The following is a 16,249-nucleotide window of genomic DNA, read 5'->3' on the forward strand; positions in this document are numbered from 1 at the left end:
TGACTACACTAATTCGCTTCGGTATTACAACTTCATATCAAAAGTCCTAAAAATTAGATACCCTGACAGTAAAACTTACAGACATGAAGATAATGAGCGTTATGAGTATCAAAAAAATTGTAGAACAAGCTCTCCAAGATGGTTATTTGACACCAGCAATGGAAGCAGAAGTCGGTAGAATCTGTGACAACGCCTCGGAACTCTCAATTGAAGAGTATATGGCGCTGGATCGGCTAATGGGTGCGCTATTGACTGGTGAGATATTGGGGGATGATAATACTGGTGGTTCATCCCTAATTCCCAGCCCACGGCGACCAGGCCCAACTCCAGGAAGTTTTGATTCAGCAGAATTACCGATTGTGGCGGCGGTAGTGAGGAGCGCTATTCCTTGACACTAGGATGCAACAGCCAAAGGAGAGGGTGAAGATAGGCAGCGGCGATTGTAGAGGGGGAGGGCGATCGCTTTGTTTAAGAAATTTGGAAAGGATAGGAGGGATCGTGGGAGACGCAGCACGCCTGAGTCGTAGGGCAACGCAGTAGCCACTCAAGTCCACCACGCCAACAATGACAATAACCGCGTTGACGATTTGGTGCGATCGCGGATATTGTGAAAATTTGAGAAGCTAAAAAATGTTTGGTTATGGTGGTCAGCGATTGCCTCCGGCAGGTGATTACGCCATCGCCAAACTCCATTAGCGCGTTTATAAAAGTTATACTCTAAAATTTTCAATAGGCATAACTTTTGTAACTGCCATGACTAGCCAAAAAACTGGATTTTCCCATTTTGGGAAAAATTGACAACTTTTTCAACCAGAGAAATGTAAGGAAGTCATCGCCGCTCTGTGCGATCGCCTATTGGACAGCTGACTGACTTTTCCCGTTAAGTCTCTTTTGCAAGCTGCCAACCCTTACAGAGGTCGTGCAATTTTAACTGACCTCGCCACAGTACCTGGATACCAATAGGGGTTTTATGTCGATGTTTTAAGTAACCCTCTAAACGAGCGATGCCTACGGCGGGCTTCTCTACGAGACGCTACGCGTAGCTTGCTTCTCCGTAGGAGTACGCCAACGCTTGCACAGTCAAACTAACTATTGTAATACCCGCCCTACTATAATATCTGACTATCTAAGCGACATAATTTTAGTTTATTCATAATCTTTGCACCTATTCTTTCATAAAAATTGATTCCACGCTCGTTAGACACAGCTACAGTCCAATCGATTCTGCCACAACCTTTTTCTTTGCCAATTTGGCGCAAGCGTAGCATGAGTGCTTGACCAACTCGGTGGCTTCGATATTCAGCTTTGACATATAAATCATCCAGCCAAATTCCAGGTTTTGCTAAAAAAGTTGAATAGATAAAGTGATAAGTTGCCAACCCAATACTATCCCCATCAACCTCAGCTAAAATAACAAAAGCAAGGGGCTTTTCTCCAAATAAATCAATTTCTAGCTTTTGAGGATTTGCTTCTAAAGATTCAGAATAACCATCAAATTCGGCTTTCAAATAAATCAATTCCATAATTGCAGGAATATCTTTTTTATTTGCATCTCGAATTAAAATATTTCTACCCTTCATATTCTCACTATTTGCTATTTAACTAAAATTCATATTGGGAAATAATTTCTGTCTCATTTTTTGCTGCATTTATCCACTCTTGCATTGCTGAAAGTGCCAAAACTGATTCCACATAACTTCTATAAACAGTATCTAACTGCACATCATAAGTGAAAAACCGCAGGACAACCGGAGCAAAAAACGCATCAGCAATCGTGAAATTACCAAATAAAAAATTGCCACCAGCCCCAAACTTTTGACGCGATTCTTGCCAGATACTGGTAATGCGGTCAATGTCTTGTTGTACAACTGATGCTAAACCTTTACCAGGATATTTAGCACGGCAGTTCATCGGCATATTCTGACGCAAGTTTTGAAATCCTGAGTGCATTTCCGCACTGATAGAACGGGCTAATGCTCTTGCAGCCTTATCCTCTGGCCACCATTGCAGGGTTGGAAATGTTTCTGCTAGATATTCACAAATAGCGAGAGAATCCCACACCGTTTGCGTATCGTGCAATAACACAGGTACTTTTCCTGATGACGAATATTGCCGAATTTTCAATGAATAATCTGGATTGTTATAGAGAGGAATCCGAATCTCATTGAATTCCAAACCGAATTGTTTCATCGCTAACCAAGGACGAAGCGACCAAGATGAATAATTTTTGTTGCCGATTACCAAAGTAAGTTGTGTCATATTTTTAATACCGATAAAGTTGTTCAATCCACATAGACATATCAGTTTCGGAACCTGAAGAGAAAGATTTTCCGGTTACAGGGTCGTAAGCTTGCCAATAGATATTACCGTGGCGGTCAACCTTTCGCCAAACTTGTAATTCATGAGGTGCTAGAAGTTTTTTGACAAAATTTGCCCAAATCATATACAGAAATTTCCAAAAGTTTGAGTGGATTTTTTTCTGGAATGATGGATTACAATTTATTTCTATATCTTCTGTTGATAGACACCTAATGTTATTGTTCATAAAATTATTTTTGAAAGTTGCTAAGTAAATAAAACAGTAACAATATCTCAGTTAGGAATCAAATCATGGCTTGCATAGGTTCTATAAATGGGATTTATAGATATGAAAAATCATTAATACAACCTTTTGCCACAATAAAGTCAGATATGTATGCCCTTGTTCTCATCAATTGCCTATGAAACTTTCCCAACTTCGAGCCATAGTTGCAGTAGCAGATTGTGGTAACTTTAGTGAGGCAGCCTTAAAATTGCAGCTTTCCCAACCTGCAATTAGTCATGCCATTGCCACCCTAGAAGAAGAATTGGGTGTGCTATTATTTGCTAGAGGTCGTCACGGTGCTGTGCTGACACCTGCTGGAGAGCGCATTTTGTATCACGCGCGTCAAGCAATGCAGCATCTAAAGATGATGCAACACGAAGCAAACCTGCATAAAGGTTTACACGGCGGTCATGTGCGAATTGCGGCTTTTCGGAGCGTCGCTACTCATCTATTACCAAAAGCGATGCCTACGGCGGGCTACGCCTACGCCCAATTTCACAATCAATTCCCAGAAATTGCTGTCACAATTATAGAGTGTGCTGCTTTCACAGATGTAGAGCAGTGTTTGCATGATGGACGTGCCGATATTGGTATTACCTGTCTGCCAACTGGTGAAGAATTTGAAACCTGGGAAATTTTTCGAGATGAGTATGTAGCTTTATTACCACCAGATACCAAAATTAGCAGTCCAAAAATTACTTGGGAAGATATCGCGGCCTATCCGCCGGTTTTGCTTCCTTGTACTCCTTGTGGACGCATTCTTCACAACCACCTGAAGACTTTTGCAATTCCAATCAATACTGCTAGTGACATTCAAGAAGATTCCACAGTCGTTAGTATGGTGAATCAAGGACTGAGAGCAGCTATTATGCCTCGTTTAGCAGCTGTACCCATTCCCCCAAAGGTGAAGGTATACAGTTTACCTGCACCGCTCGAAAGAGTAATTGCAACTGCAATTTTATCTAATGCTCTACAAGTGCCTGCGGTATTCACCTTTTTGGAGATGTTGAGTAAATTTGATTTTTACAGTTTAGCTAAATTCATTTATTGAACACATACAAATTAGTAATTAGTTAAACCGATGCCTGTTTTAGCGAATTCTTCAACAGTTTTTTGTGAGAATTCATGAGTTGCGATCGCCTGCAACATTGCCAGTGGTAAAGTTAAATGATCTGCTCCGGCTTGCAACGATGCGGCTGCTTCTTCAGGAGATTTGATACTAGCTGCCAAGATTTCCGTATCACTACCTTTGAGTACGCTAGCCATATCCCGCACTAAGGCAATACCATCACCTAACAATCGGGTAGCTCGATTTACATAAGCTATGGCAATTTTAGCTCCTGCTTCTCGTGCTACTGCTGCCTGGGCTGCACTATAAATCGCTGTCACTGAACAGGTAATTTCTGGTGATAGACTCGCTACCACTTCAAACCCTAACGGTGTTGCGGGAATCTTCAAAATTGTTTGCGAACCAATAATCTCGAAAGCTTTTCTACCTTCAGCTAGCATCCCAGCTTTATCGGATGCCATAATTTGATAGTATAACGGGCCATTTGTCAAGGCGATCAACTTTTTGAGCGTGGTTTCTGGTGGAGTATCGCTTTGAGATAACAAAGTGGGATTTGTTGTAATACCTTTTACCCATCCCCAAAGCTTAACAATTTCAGCTTCCGATGCGATCGCTGAGTCTAGATATAGTGCCATACTTAATTCCTCACTTTTCCTACCTGCATTTCTCCTGCTACACAGCATACATCCATCGTCCAGAAGCTTTGCACTGATATTTCTGCTTACCCCTGCTTACCCCGATTGGATAAGTATTTTACACTAAATTACCAACCACGAGCGCCAATAGCGTGACAGTAGTAAGTCATTGCTTGGCTTACGGGACTGTCTGTTCTAGGCTGAACTTGTTGGCGTACTTTATCTTCAGTCAACTTAACTCCGTCTTGACTGTAGGTTCTAAAACCGACAACCGACAAACTTTCATCACCGCAAGAAGTTCGAACCAGGAATTCAGACATCAAGTTATTTTTCATTTGATAAATCTTGAGAACGCTGCCAAATCCGGGTTCCCTCTTCTGCATACTAGTCCTGTCCAGCAAATATGCATCGCCGTCGCTGTCATAGCCAACGTTGACAAATTTTTCCGCGCGTTGAGCAAAAGCGACGTTACTAAAACTTAAAGCTGAAATAGTTACGGCAGACAATACAACTGTTAATCGCTTGGCGTAATTCATGCTGGTTATTAAGTGGTTAATATCCCTACTTTTTAACCTTTCCTCAGTAACTTATGTTGCAGTAAGCACACTTAAAAATATTTAAAGTTTCCATAAACAAAACTTTTCAGGAACAATTGTTCCTCAGACTTCAATAACCAATGAACAAAATTAACCTACCTAAAACCTGGACACTACCCAAATACCACTTTGGACAGCGAGTAAAACAAGGTGAAATCACTGGCATAGAGTACCATCCCCCTGGTACACGCAGGGCTTACGAATTGGGTAAAGGCTGGACTTACCTGTTTATCTATACTTTTTTAAATACCTACCCTTGAAAACCACCATTCATTCCCCTTTCCTTAAGAAATGCATCAAATGTAAACCTATTCGGTAGAGAAGTTTGTGCGCCTGGTTTTGTCGCTGTCAAAGCACCTGCTGCTGCACCCCAAACAACTGCTTGATGTAAGGAAAGTCCTTCAAAAAGTGCCGCTGCTAAACCACCATTGAAAGCATCGCCTGCGGCTACTGTGTCAACTGCATGAACTGAAAACGCAGGTACAAAAAACTTTTCTTCAGCAGTGGCACAAAAAACACCCTTAGCACCTAGTTTGACGATCGCACATTTCACACCTCGTTGCAATAAAACCGCAGCTGCTTTAGCTGCTTGTTCCTCTCCATCCACAGGAAAGCCAACCAACTGCGCTGCTTCAACTTCATTTGGTGTAATAATGTCTACTAATGAATACAGTTCATCTGGTAAATTAGATTGTGCGGGTGCGGGGTCAAAAATCACTTTTATGTTTCTACGTCGTGCCAGTTGAGCAGCAGCAACCACGGCAGTAATAGGAATTTCTAGTTGTAAAAGTAGTGCTGTAGCTGCTGGTAAAAAGTGGGATAATCGCTCTACATCTTCTTGATTGACGCGCCCATTTGCACCAGGAATGACGACAATTTGATTTTCACCAGCTTGACTCACAGTGACAATAGCGACTCCAGAACTAACAGTTTCATCCACAAAAATATTATTAGTCTGTACACCAGATGCTTGCAAATTGTTAACAAGTTCCTTACCAAAATCGTCTGCACCTACACGCCCCACAATCTGGGTAGGAATGCCCAATTTTGCTAATGCTACGGCTTGATTGGCTCCTTTACCTCCCGAAACTTTAAAAAATGCTTCTCCTAGTAACGTTTCTCCTGCGACTGGCAACCGTGGTGTTGTTGCTACCAAGTCTATATTGATACTGCCGAAGACGATAATACTCATGATGCCGATCGATCTTAAAGTTATTCAGATTGATATTACAGGATGCGATCACAGTGGTTCATACTACGCTAATACAGTACTCAGGTATGTACTAAGACATAGAAACATTGAACACAACCAAAAAAAATATACTTAGTTATACTGTAAGTAAATTTATCCCTTTGAGAACATTTAATCAAGAGGAGGCTATAAGGTGGTAAAGCTTCAATTAACACATATTAAAAATAAATTAAACGAAACACTGACTGGATTAATTGACATATCAGATCATTTGAACAAACCTGAGTCAGAAAAGCAGAAAGTGTTACTCTCAAGAAGTTATGCCGCCTATAGCTTAATGAGCCTTGCATCATTGGAACCTGAAATTGCTGCTCAGGCAATTGTCGATGGCTATGGAGATAATGGAATTGATGCTATCTACTATGATGAAAGTGAAAAAATATTTTGGATAGTTCAATCAAAATGGATTGAATCTGGCAACGGAGAACCTGATGCAGGTGAGATACATAAGTTTATACAAGGTATCAAAGATATAATTGATTTTAAATTTGAAAAGTTTAATCCAAAAGCCAAGAATAAACAGATTTTAATAGAGAAAGCATTGGCTGATTATAGCGTAAAAGTTAAAATTATTCTTGCTTATTCAGGTACAAAATTGGGTGAGAATAATCGCCAAATAATATCAAACTTATTAGAAGAAAATAATGAAGCTAGCGAATTATTTTTTTGGGAAACATTTTCTCTATATGAAGCTCATAAAGCATTATCAGCAAGCTTGGAAGGTCAACCTGTTAACGCAGATTTAAATTTAACAAGCTGGGGACAAATAGAGGAACCTTACCAAGCAATATATGGACAAATCGATGCTCAAACTTTGGCGGAAATTTGGTTAGTAAATGGAGAGAGTTTATTTTCAAAAAATATCCGAAGTTTTGTTGGTTTGAGTGATGTAAATGATGGTATTCAAGATACTTTATTAAGCGCGCCACATAACTTTTTATATTTAAATAATGGAGTGACAGTTTTATGTCATAAAATACACAAAAAACCTATGGGTGGGTCAGATAAGTCAATTGGATACTTTCACTGCGAAGGAATCTCCATTGTAAATGGGGCACAAACAGTTGGAACTATAGGTAATACTTATAAAAAAGATGCTGAAAAAGTTAATCAGGCTAAAGTATTTATAAAACTAATCTCTTTAGAGAATTGCCCTCCAGATTTTTCTCTTAGAGTGACCAAAGCTACTAATACTCAAAATAAAGTCGAAAATCGTGATTTTATTTCACTAGATTCTCTGCAAGAAAAATTAAAGATAGACTTTGCTTTAGCTGGCATTAATTATTCTTACAAAAGAAATGATAAAAAATCACCAGTAGATAGTAAAAATTGTAGCTTTGAAGAAGCAATTGTAGCGCTATCGTGTAGTTTATATGAAATACGCTATACACTTATGGCGAAAGATAAAATAGGTAAGCTATGGGAAGATGTTAACAAACCTCCTTATACGGAGCTTTTTCATGAAAACATTACGGCAATAACGATTTGGCGCAAGATTCAAATAATGCGCGTGTTAGATACTAAACTAACTCAAAAACAAAATAGTAATGTTGACAAAGAGAAAGGAACTTGTATATACGGTAATAGGTTTATTCTTCACATGATATTTACTTATGTAGGAAAAAATAAATTATTTGTTTCTGATTCAGATTTTGAGAAATATCTTGAAAATGAACTTCCTCAGTTAATAGATAATGTAATTACCAAAACATTGGAGGGTTTAAATAGTAAATATCCTCAGAAATTAGTATATCAATTTTTCAGGAATTTAGAAAATTACAAATCTCTAAAAAATTTAATTTTAGAATATCTTCCAGTTCAGTAAACAACATAATTTTGATTGCAGCCTTCTAACCAGATGTAAAAGCTGCTTCTAAAATAGCCCAATTTACAGAGCAAATAACCAAAACCGCCAATATGGTTGAAACTCCCTGTCTAGCAAGTTCAATACTTCGAGTTTGTCTGCGGGCGATATAGAAAATATCAGTGAGTGTTGTTGCAGTCATGCATCTAACCACTTGTCTAGAATCGATCAAATTAAACAGAGCTTGGGCATTTTGCAAAAATGGCTCTCAATCTAGCAAATAATCTAGAACGATGTTGGTATCAATCAAAACTCTCACTAAAGATATTTCTCCACCCGACGCTCTTCTAGCATGAACTCCACTTGTTCATCAGTCGGCGCTGGCTGGTCGGTCTTCAATAAACCTTTCATCTGCTTGATGATGCGCGATCGCTCAGGTGATTGGGTTGGAACATCTTGCAAGGATTCAATAATCGCACGGACGAGTTCAAGGCGATCGCTCGCTGGCAGTTGACGGGCTTGCTCTTTAAGCTTTTGCAGGGACATAGAAAACACTCCGACAAATGCTATATCTCAATTTTAGTATGAGCGATCAACGCTTAACTAGAGATAAATCAGGTGTTAGCCTTTGCAAAACTTGCTTCAACACCATTACCGTCCAATCTATATCAGCTTCCGTCGTATCACGTCCCAATGTGATGCGAATTCCCCCCAAGGCAGCTTTTTCGGAATAACCCATTGCTAACAATATTGGGCTATGGCTAAGTTTACCACTATGACAAGCAGCACCAGCATTGATACCAATACCAGCAAGGTTTAATTGCCGTACCAAGGTTTTACCGCTGAGTTTTTCTCCATCGGCGTTTTCTAAACACATATTTATATGGTGAGGTAAACGATCGCAAACATCCCCTGTAGGAATTAAACCAGGAATTTCAGCTAATTGGGCAAAGGCGCGATACTCCTCACTTTTAACTCCTAACTTTTATTCCACTAAACCATGCTTCATCGCAAAACGGACTAATTCCGCGCGGTTGCTGGTTGAGGTTTTTCTCAATAAACTGCTAACGTATTTTTCTACGGTTCGAGGACTCAGGTGTAGTTGATGACCCATGTCGGCATTAGAAAGACCATGAGTCAATAACTCTAAGACTTCCTGTTCTCTATCAGTCAGGGCTGAGTGCAGACGGGATTTCTGAGTTTGAGTAGACAGAGAATTATGGGCATCCTCCGCTTTTGTCAAGCCGGAAATGCCCAAACTGTCTTTATGAGAAAAACGATATTCTGATTGGATAATTTGCGATCGCTCCAAAAGATTGCGGATTGCTGCTGCTAACTCTTCCAGTTCAAAAGGCTTGGGTAAATATAAATCGCACCCTGACTGGTAACCCAGAATTCTTTCTTGAGTCTTAATGCGTGCCGTTAATAAAATTACAGGCAATAAACGAAACACTGGTTGTTGACGCACTCGGCGCACCAGTTCATAGCCATTCATCTGTGGCATAACAATATCCGTGACAATCAAATCAGGATGATACTCATCCACCATAAACAAAGCCTCTTGACCGTCATTAGCCGTGATCACTGAGTAGCCAGACAGTTCAAGATAGTCGCTAACAGACAGACGAGTGCCCAAATCATCATCCACTACAAGGATCGTCAAGGGCATGGATAATACACCCCTAGCATTTTTTATACTCAGAAATTTATTTTTATGTACTCCGTTAATAAACACAGATAATAATAGTGTTCTTATGTTTCATACTATGACAGGATTACCAACTAATGACTGCTCTGAGGGCTTATTTATAAGGAAAATCTTAAATCATTAGGAAGGTTAACGAAGTGTAACCACCTTAGACTCCCTGTGCTTAGGAGGCATAGAGAGCTTTGTAATTTGTAACAACTGATCGTCATTAGCGTCATACCAATTCTTTGTCAGGACTGATGCAAAAAGGAAGTGAAAATCTTGATTTTCTGTAGAGACAATTCATGTAAACGCAAACAAGCAAATTACGCGGAGTTTTTCGTAGAGAAGCGGCTTCCCACAGGGTATTACCCCTACTTGATGCGTAAGTCCTATTTGTGAAACTGCACAAAATCAGGCTTGATTAGACAAGTTGCTTGAGTAACTTGTTCTGTGAAATCTTAGAGGTAATCTGTATCAGCTAACTTAAAAGTTGCCAGAAAACCTTAATTGTGAACTTAGAAAAGCTAAATTAGTGATATATAGTTCACCACTTATAGCGGTTCTAAGATATACCGTATAATTCACAAGCCAATCCAAATAATTTTTTAGGTACATTTAAAGCACACAAAATTATCAATGAGCGACAAGAACGAAGGTTACAAAGTTATTTGCGACAACCGTCAAGCCCGTTATTTGTATGAAATTCTAGAAACTTACGAAGCTGGAATTGAGTTGACAGGAACAGAGGTGAAATCGATTCGTGCGGGGAAAGTCAATCTCCAAGATGGCTATGCTTTGCTTCGCAATGGCGAAGCATGGTTGATCAATGTGCATATCTCGCCTTACAACGCTAGTGGACAATATTTCAATCATGAACCACGGCGTACACGCAAGCTACTATTGCATCGCCAAGAACTCCGTAAGCTAATTGGCAAAGTAGAACAGCAAGGTTTAACTTTAATCCCTTTGAAAATGTATCTTAAACGAGGCTGGCTAAAAGTGAGTATAGCCCTTGGCAAAGGTAAAAAGCTCCACGATAAACGAGAAGACCTGAAACGACGCCAAGACCAGCGTGACATTCAACGGGCGATGAAAAGCTATTGAGGATCGGTTTGCTAAACTACCACAGTAAGAATGAGAAACTGATTGCTATGAAAATTGGTTTTGAATGGGTAGTTTATTTACGCCGTACTGCACTAGACAATTTAATATTTATTTATGCAAAATTCAAAAGTTGTCAGTTGTTCGCTAAGAAAACAACTGACAACTTATTTATATTAGTTTGTTGCTGGTTCTAAGTTAGTTGAATTCGTCTGGTTTTGAGCTAAAGGTGTCCAATAGCTGGCAATTAAGGCAACGATCAGCCACCAGAGGGTATTGACTTCAGGACGATACCAGACAGTATCTACGGTACCGTGAGCTAGCATACCCAACAAAATAGCGATCGCTCCTATTAACCAAAATCCCTCTAAACTTCTGATTTGTCGCAATCGTCGCACTTGCAAAAGTGCTGTATTAAATGTGACAATTAGTAGCCAGAGAAAGCAGGCTAAACCAACAAAGCCAATTTCTACAGTCACTTCAAACAATATCGAATAGGCGCTCAAAGCAGTGTAACGAGGACGTTGGTAGAGGGGATAAACTTTATTAAAAGAGTTGTGACCAGGTCCAATGCCGAAAATCGGGCGATCGCGAATCATCTCAAAAACAGCATCCCATACATTTCGGCGAAAATTATTGCTGCTATCTCTACGGTCGGCAAAAATACTGAATACTCGCAGCCGCACTGGCTCTACAAATATCACTGCTAGCAACAATACGCCGATCAAACCTCCCAAGACAATCGGTAGTGACCAAGTACGCCAAAAACGAGGCATTTCCACGCTTTTCCAATAAACTAGCAATGCCATCACAGCTAAAACTGACACCACTAATCCAATCCAACCGCCACGACTAAAAGTTAGAATTAGGCAAGAACTATTGACAATTAGCATTGTTAATGCAAGAGCTTTCTTAGGCCAGCTTTGCCATGCAAAAATTGCCACTAAGCTAAAAATTACTGCTGGTAAGAGGTATCCAGCCAATAAGTTAGGATTGCCTAAATAACTGTAGACTCTTGTAGTCTTAGACATCGGAGATTCTGGATCAACCCAAGTTGCCAGTGCTGTGGCTCCAAAAAACCATTGCCGCAACCCATATACACTAACAATTAACGATACGTGCAGATAAAGGATGATAATCCAGGAACGGAGACGAGGCGACCTTAATACCCTGGCACAAAGGGTAAATAGTAGCAAATACAAGGTCAACGTTCCCAAGTCGTTGAGTGCCGCTTTTTTCACTGGTGATAATGCTGTTGCGACTGCGGCAACTCCCCAGTAGAGCAATACCAGCAGGTGAATCGGAGTGACTGATGAGACATTTGTTGATGTTACTTGATCAGATAAAGTCAACAACAGCCAAAATCCGACACAAGCCACCAGCAAAAAACCCACCAACGTACTTGAAGCAAAAGGAGCAAGAGCATATATTAAGCTGAGTAAAGCAGCTGCGATCGCATCTCCCCACTGGAGCAAGACGCTAGTTTGCCGCCAAGAACTTAGTAGTCCCACCAGAGAGCGGTGTACATAACTAGTAGCAAGATATTCTTTGAGCGGTAAAGTTGATAGAGTAAATCGTTGCCAGACTAAATTCATAAAAAACATTGCGATCAATTAGCCTGCCGACGCAGAACTTGGAATCGATCATAATGCCTATAGCTATAAAAAGGTAATAACAGAGATTGCAGATCGCGTGATGGCGCTCTTATTTTTAGCCATCAGCCAATAGGAAGTTAAGATAGTTCTTCATATACTTAGTACAGCTTGACGTAAAATGGTGGTGAATTGAGGGTTGAAATTTAAAGGCATAGGTAAGCGCAGAAGCACACAGAGAATTCGCTACGAATTAATGATGAAATTATAGATAGAAAATACGTCTTTCCCAATCTCCATTACCCCTTATCCCCAGAAGGGGCCCCACCTTTCCCAATCCCCACGATCAGACATCGCTAATTGCTGGTGAGGAAGTCGCCAGTTGTAGCGGCAAAGAAAGCACATAACGATATCCTGACTCTGGTGAACCTTGAATCAAAATATGTCCGCCATGCAATTCTGCCAGTTGACAACTTAGTAATAAACCCAAGCTTTCACGAGAAAAACTTCCATGTGATTTAGCTAATTTTATACCTGAATTAGTAGCAAAGAAATTTGAGTGGGAATCACTCAGGTTTTTGGAATTCTCCACTGCTAGTGATGAAGTATCTAGTTGCTCTTGTCTTTCTGTATAAGTATTGTAAGTTGCAACCTCACCTGTAAGCTCCAGCAGTGACAAAGAATTGAGACGGAAGTAAGGATCTACCTCAGTTATGCCATCCCCTAACCAGGGATGGGAAACCCAAATAGTAATGTTGAGCGTATCTTCTTTATAAGAAACATGAATGCGAACAATGCTACCTGTAGCCGAAAGTTGAATCACACTGAAAATCAGGTGATAGAGGATTTGCCGCACCTTGTCTTTATCTAAAGGGCAAATGCGACTGCGTCCCGGTTCTATAGACAGGCGAATATCTTGCTCGCGGCGATTAGCTACTTCTTCGAGGGTATTGATAGCTTGTTGGCATAGCATTTCAATATCCACGGGAGCTAGATTTAGCACAGTTGAGTTTTCATCCATAGCTCCAAGTTCGGTAATTTCGTTTACTAGGGAAAGTAAGTACCGACCACTATGTTGGATAATTTCCAAATATTCTCTCTGCTTAGTCGTCAAAGGCCCATAAATCTCACGTCCTAAAACACTAGCCATACCGAGTACAGATGTTAAAGGTGTGCGTAACTCCTGAGTTAGCTGACTCAAAAGTTCTAACTTCAGTTGCTTCGTAGAAACAGAATCGCTATCTTGAGTGGATGCAGTGATTTTAATCTCAGTGTTACGTTCCTCATTTAGTGAAAATATCGGAATGTTCCTGGGAGCGCTTGATTCGAGTTTCCCTTGCAGGAGTAGGTTACGTTCAAATTCACTCATGCTCCAACGAGCGATGATTTGTAAAAACTCAATGTCTCGGGGTGTAAAATTGCGCGGCACTAAATCCATCACCGCCAATGCACCTAAACAATGTCCCTCAGCATCAATTAATGGTGCTCCTAAATAAGCACGAATACCATAATCTTGCACTAACTTGCTGCTAGCAAGTACTGCATCTGTAAGTTTATGCGTATCATTAATTACAAATACTTGAAAACTATCTACTACCTGAGTACAAAATGACTCCCGGCGTAGTAGTTGGCGGCTTTGTGCCAAATGATTCATTAATCCCAGCCTAGATAAGCCTACCGCCGACTTGAACCAATGGCGTTCTTGATCCACAAATCCCAATATGGAAATTGGTGCTTCCAAAAAGCGGGCGGCAGTCTGTGTGGCTTCTTCAAAAACCGGAATCGTTTCTGACTGCCGCAAACCTAAATCCGACAAAGCTTTGAGGCGTTGCTGTTCTCTTGATTCATGAGAATCCCAACCATCCTTTAGGGCAAATAATTTGTTTTCATGCTCTATCATTGCCACTGCTACCTTAATAATTTCTTGATTTTGTAATTGATCCAAGTTCTATTTCTAGGTTATCAATTGCTATTTTTAAGCATTCCCTAATTTTGCCTCTGACAAACAAATTTAGGGCAAAAATTTTTTCTCCCTTTCATTAAGCCAAGATATAGTGTCTGCTAGTTACTAGTTACTGGTGCTGAATGTTCTTTATTTAGCACTGGTGTAGTCTTTATTGCTTGAGATTTTGCAATCAGACTGCGTTAGATTTGGATTCAGCTAGGGTAAGCTAATGCTAAGGATACAATACAAAGGGGCTGTCATTCTTTATGTATATAAATAATGAAAAATTTTTCCTGGAATACTCAAAGTAAATTTACTTAAAAAATAGATGTTAGTGTAATTAAATATAGATATTTTACTGATAACAGCTAGCACCCAGAGATGATAATCCTAGTGCAGAATGACCTAAATAGGTCAACCATATCCCTACGGATTAGCAAGCTACCAAATTATTGAAAAGCCCAGTTTCTAAACTTTTTGAATTTTAAGAGAAGTTGGAGTGGCGGCTTCAGAGAAGTCTGATGGCAACTTCGGGCGCTCAACTTAAGAGGGCGTGATTTTGAATTAACTATAACCGACTAAATAGTTGATCTAAGCCTTTATCCAATAGATTAAATCTATTACAATTTCATGCCGAAAATTGTACAAGGTTTTCTATTTTTTCTATGCGAGGAAACATTTTTTGAGGACGACTGGTAATGAATAAAATGACTATTAGAGTTCCTTTTGTAGACCTGAAGTTACAACACGAACCAATTCAAACGCAATTGCAAGATGCAATCCAATCTGTATTGGAACGGGGAGATTTTATTTTAGGGCAAGCACTCTCAGATTTTGAAGCAGCATTTGCGGCAGTATCTGGGGCAGCTTATGGAGTTGGTGTGGCATCAGGAACAGATGCGATCGCTCTGGGATTGCAAGCGTGTAATATTGGTGCTGGCGATGAAGTGATTTTACCTGCAAATACTTTTATCGCCACCTTAATTGGGGTGCTACGTGCTGGCGCCAAGCCAATTTTGGTAGATTGCGATCGTCAAACTGCTTTAATTGACTTAGAAACCGCTGCAAAGGCAATTACGCCTCAAACCAAAGCAATTATCCCTGTGCACCTCTATGGTCAGATGGTATCACCACGCGATCTAATAAACTTTGCCGATACCTACAAACTCCTAATTTTTGAAGATGCTGCTCAAGCACATCTTGCCCAAAGAGACGGATATTACGCTGGTTCAATAGGAATAGCAGCAGCTTTTAGTTTCTATCCCAGCAAAAATTTGGGAGCATTTGGAGATGGGGGAATGCTGCTGACACGAGATTCAGATGTAGCCCAGAAAATGGTGCGCTTGCGAAATTATGGTGCATCGCAAAAGTATTTTCATACTGAACTAGGTACGAATAGCCGCTTGGATACTTTGCAAGCAGCAATTTTGCACAAAAAACTTCCATATTTACCCCAGTGGAATCGCGATCGCCTGACTATTGCCCAGCAGTATGATAGTGAACTAGCACCTTTGGCAACTGCTGGGATTATCCCTATAGAAAACCAAAGTGATACAGGACACGTTTATCATCTTTATGTGATTAAAGTAGATGATTCTTGCCCAATAAAACGCCAGCAACTCCAGGAAAAACTCGCAGCGGCAGGAATTCAAACTGGCATTCACTACCCAATTCCTTGTCATCTCCAGCCAGCATTCACTAACTTAGGCTATCAACCGGGAGATTTTCCCCAAGCAGAAAAGTTGTCAAAGCAAATATTATCATTACCGATGTATCCTGGTTTGAGTAGTAGCCAAGTTAAAGAAGTTGTAGCAGCGATCGCCAATGCAGTCTCAACAAGTTATCAGGTAGATAATCTATCTCCTGCTGACCTTGGCAGCGTGGTAGCCTGAAGTTAATTCATACTTAATGTGCATCTAACAATTAGACATTTGTCATTTGTCCTTTGCAAATGACCAATGACTAATGACTAATAACCAAA

General features: G+C 40.2%; 17 protein-coding genes and 2 pseudogenes. 6 read left to right on the forward strand and 13 right to left on the reverse strand.

Translation table 11 applies throughout. The features are described from left to right. Window positions 1–92: 92 nt before the first annotated feature. A pseudogene (locus tag V7K56_RS08000) lies at window positions 93–266 on the forward strand (late competence development ComFB family protein); the annotation flags it as partial. 278 nt (window positions 267–544) lie between these two features. Here V7K56_RS08000 and V7K56_RS08005 read toward each other — a convergent pair. The 4 genes from V7K56_RS08005 to V7K56_RS08020 form a co-directional block, all read right to left on the reverse strand. Next, a complete protein-coding gene (locus V7K56_RS08005) occupies window positions 545–730 on the reverse strand; it encodes a hypothetical protein (RefSeq protein ID WP_334909261.1) in 186 nt (61 codons plus the stop codon). Between the two features lie 379 nt (window positions 731–1,109). Next, entirely contained in the window at window positions 1,110–1,580 is a 471-nt protein-coding gene (locus V7K56_RS08010) for a GNAT family N-acetyltransferase (RefSeq protein ID WP_334909263.1), read from the reverse strand. A 22-nt stretch (window positions 1,581–1,602) separates the two neighbouring features. Then, window positions 1,603–2,259, reverse strand: a complete 657-nt coding sequence (locus V7K56_RS08015) for a glutathione S-transferase family protein (RefSeq protein WP_334909265.1) — start codon at window positions 2,257–2,259, stop codon at window positions 1,603–1,605. Between the two features lie 4 nt (window positions 2,260–2,263). Beyond that, window positions 2,264–2,443 (reverse strand): hypothetical protein, encoded by a 180-nt coding sequence (locus V7K56_RS08020; RefSeq protein WP_334909267.1) that lies wholly within the window; start codon window positions 2,441–2,443, stop codon window positions 2,264–2,266. Window positions 2,444–2,720: 277 nt separating this feature from the next. On the opposite strand from V7K56_RS08020, the gene V7K56_RS08025 reads away from it, so the two are divergent. Then, window positions 2,721–3,635, forward strand: a complete 915-nt coding sequence (locus V7K56_RS08025; protein WP_334909269.1) for a LysR family transcriptional regulator — start codon at window positions 2,721–2,723, stop codon at window positions 3,633–3,635. Between the two features lie 11 nt (window positions 3,636–3,646). Here the strand turns inward: V7K56_RS08025 and V7K56_RS08030 are convergent, their stop codons facing one another. After that, window positions 3,647–4,288: a transaldolase family protein gene (locus V7K56_RS08030; RefSeq protein ID WP_334909271.1), complete on the reverse strand. Its 642-nt coding sequence runs from the start codon at window positions 4,286–4,288 to the stop codon at window positions 3,647–3,649. Window positions 4,289–4,416: 128 nt separating this feature from the next. Beyond that, window positions 4,417–4,794 carry a hypothetical protein gene (locus V7K56_RS08035; RefSeq protein ID WP_334909273.1) on the reverse strand — a complete coding sequence of 126 codons (378 nt, stop codon included), beginning with the start codon at window positions 4,792–4,794 and terminating at the stop codon, window positions 4,417–4,419. A gap of 170 nt (window positions 4,795–4,964) precedes the next feature. Between V7K56_RS08035 and V7K56_RS08040 the strand changes: the two genes are divergently transcribed. Continuing rightward, window positions 4,965–5,144 (forward strand): hypothetical protein, encoded by a 180-nt coding sequence (locus tag V7K56_RS08040; protein ID WP_334909275.1) that lies wholly within the window; start codon window positions 4,965–4,967, stop codon window positions 5,142–5,144. On the opposite strand, the gene rbsK is transcribed toward V7K56_RS08040, so the two are convergent. After that, complete coding sequence (gene rbsK / locus V7K56_RS08045) at window positions 5,135–6,076, reverse strand: ribokinase (protein ID WP_334909277.1); 942 nt, start codon at window positions 6,074–6,076, stop codon at window positions 5,135–5,137. The genes V7K56_RS08040 and rbsK overlap by 10 nt on opposite strands. 193 nt (window positions 6,077–6,269) lie before the next feature. Between rbsK and V7K56_RS08050 the strand changes: the two genes are divergently transcribed. Continuing rightward, a complete protein-coding gene (locus V7K56_RS08050; RefSeq protein ID WP_334909279.1) occupies window positions 6,270–7,961 on the forward strand; it encodes an AIPR family protein in 1,692 nt (563 codons plus the stop codon). Between the two features lie 25 nt (window positions 7,962–7,986). Here the strand turns inward: V7K56_RS08050 and V7K56_RS08055 are convergent, their stop codons facing one another. The 4 genes and pseudogenes from V7K56_RS08055 to V7K56_RS08070 all read right to left on the reverse strand — a co-directional run bounded on the left by V7K56_RS08055 (window position 7,987) and on the right by V7K56_RS08070 (window position 9,609). Continuing rightward, a complete protein-coding gene (locus V7K56_RS08055) occupies window positions 7,987–8,142 on the reverse strand; it encodes a hypothetical protein (protein WP_334909281.1) in 156 nt (51 codons plus the stop codon). 116 nt (window positions 8,143–8,258) lie between these two features. Next, window positions 8,259–8,486 (reverse strand): hypothetical protein, encoded by a 228-nt coding sequence (locus V7K56_RS08060; protein WP_334909283.1) that lies wholly within the window; start codon window positions 8,484–8,486, stop codon window positions 8,259–8,261. A 46-nt stretch (window positions 8,487–8,532) separates the two neighbouring features. Further along, window positions 8,533–8,898 (reverse strand): annotated as a pseudogene (locus V7K56_RS08065) (cysteine desulfurase); the annotation flags it as partial. Between the two features lie 27 nt (window positions 8,899–8,925). Continuing rightward, complete coding sequence (locus V7K56_RS08070) at window positions 8,926–9,609, reverse strand: response regulator transcription factor (RefSeq protein ID WP_334909285.1); 684 nt, start codon at window positions 9,607–9,609, stop codon at window positions 8,926–8,928. A gap of 657 nt (window positions 9,610–10,266) precedes the next feature. On the opposite strand from V7K56_RS08070, the gene smpB reads away from it, so the two are divergent. After that, window positions 10,267–10,734, forward strand: a complete 468-nt coding sequence (smpB, locus tag V7K56_RS08075) for an SsrA-binding protein SmpB (protein ID WP_094349892.1) — start codon at window positions 10,267–10,269, stop codon at window positions 10,732–10,734. A 173-nt stretch (window positions 10,735–10,907) separates the two neighbouring features. Here the strand turns inward: smpB and V7K56_RS08080 are convergent, their stop codons facing one another. Next, on the reverse strand, window positions 10,908–12,326 hold the full coding sequence (locus V7K56_RS08080) for an IctB family putative bicarbonate transporter (protein ID WP_334909287.1): 1,419 nt from the start codon (window positions 12,324–12,326) through the stop codon (window positions 10,908–10,910). Window positions 12,327–12,669: 343 nt separating this feature from the next. After that, window positions 12,670–14,223 (reverse strand): GAF domain-containing sensor histidine kinase, encoded by a 1,554-nt coding sequence (locus V7K56_RS08085; RefSeq protein WP_334909348.1) that lies wholly within the window; start codon window positions 14,221–14,223, stop codon window positions 12,670–12,672. Window positions 14,224–14,966: 743 nt separating this feature from the next. Between V7K56_RS08085 and V7K56_RS08090 the strand changes: the two genes are divergently transcribed. After that, a complete protein-coding gene (locus V7K56_RS08090) occupies window positions 14,967–16,160 on the forward strand; it encodes a DegT/DnrJ/EryC1/StrS family aminotransferase (RefSeq protein WP_334909289.1) in 1,194 nt (397 codons plus the stop codon). Window positions 16,161–16,249: the final 89 nt, after the last annotated feature.

It is taken from the genome of Nostoc sp. (assembly GCF_036917535.1).
GTDB lineage: Bacteria > Cyanobacteriota > Cyanobacteriia > Cyanobacteriales > Nostocaceae > Nostoc.